Raw genomic sequence first — 1,206 nt, forward strand, 5'->3', positions numbered from 1 at the left:
GAGGGTGTCGTCGAGCCAGTCGTAGATGCGGGCGAGGGACAGGCGCATGGCGCCGGGGTGGCAGTGCGCGCCGGCGCCTTCTTCGGCGGTGAAGACCATGAGGGTTTTGGGGCAGGTCAGGTGGTGGTAGAGCTGCTCGGGCTGGCCCTTGAAGAATTCGTCGTCGGCGGCGTCGCAGACCAGGGTGGGGCACTGGATCTGTTCGGCGATGCCGTGGTGAAGGGTGTAGTCGAGGTAGGAGGCGCTGAAGGCGCGGGGGGTGTCGACGCCCATGACGTACATGCCGTGGTTGATCGCCCAGCGGGCGGTGGCATCCTGGGCCATGAGCTGCTCGAAGCCCGCGTCGAGTTCAGGGGCCGAGTCCGCGCGCAGGAGACGTTCGGCCGCGGCGCGGTCGCCGGGGATGTTGCGGACGGAGATCTGGCCGAGGTCATAGACACCGTCCACAGCTATCAGCGCGGCCAGGCGGTGCTCGAAGGCCACCGCCCGGGGGGCGAGCACACCGCCCATGCTGGAGCCCAGCAGCGCGATACGGCTGGGGTCGACCTCGGGAAGGGTCTCGGCGAAGTCGATCACGGGGGTGATGACGTTCTCCCAGTCGGGGCGGAAGACCAGCCCTTCGCGGTGGCGCGGGCCGGGCTGCCCTGGGCCGTCGAAGGTCAGCACCGTATAACCGCGCTCCACGGCCGCCAGCGCACCGCTGAAGTGGAGCTCCTCGGCGGTGCCGTCGAAACCGGAGTGCATGATCAGCGTCGGCCGGGGTGCGCCGGTGGTGTCGGCCCGGTAGAGGTAGCCGGGCAGCGTGGTGCCCTCGTACGGGATACGGACCGGCTCGATCCGCGGGGTGGACAGCGCGGCGGCCGCCTGGAAACAGGCCACGCTGCGGTCGTAGGCATGGTCATGGCGCGGGTCGCACGGGTGCCCGTGCAGGAAGAACTCAGCCGACCGGTAATAGTTCGACGCCCGCAAGAACCCGTCCCGCGCACTGACCGGGTGACCGGCCTCCAGCGCCATCCGCGCCTCGCCGGCCACCCGGTCCGCCGTCGCGAGCCACTCCGTGTGCCAACTGTCGTAGTCACCCTCAACGATGCGCTCACACGTCGAGACGACCTCACCGAAATCAGCGCCGCCATAAGCGATGTGACTCATCGACCGCAGGGTCTCGTACCAGAACTGGGTGTTGTCCGGGAACAGCAGCTGCTTCAT

General features: G+C 68.8%; 1 protein-coding gene. It reads right to left on the reverse strand.

Features of this window, described 5'->3' with window-relative positions:
* Positions 1–1,206: alpha/beta hydrolase family protein (locus C6N31_RS42185; protein ID WP_198359614.1), on the reverse strand; the 1,206-nt coding region annotated here is incomplete at both ends.

Origin of the sequence: Streptomyces fildesensis (assembly GCF_016107395.1) — a bacterium.
GTDB lineage: Bacteria > Actinomycetota > Actinomycetes > Streptomycetales > Streptomycetaceae > Actinacidiphila > Actinacidiphila fildesensis.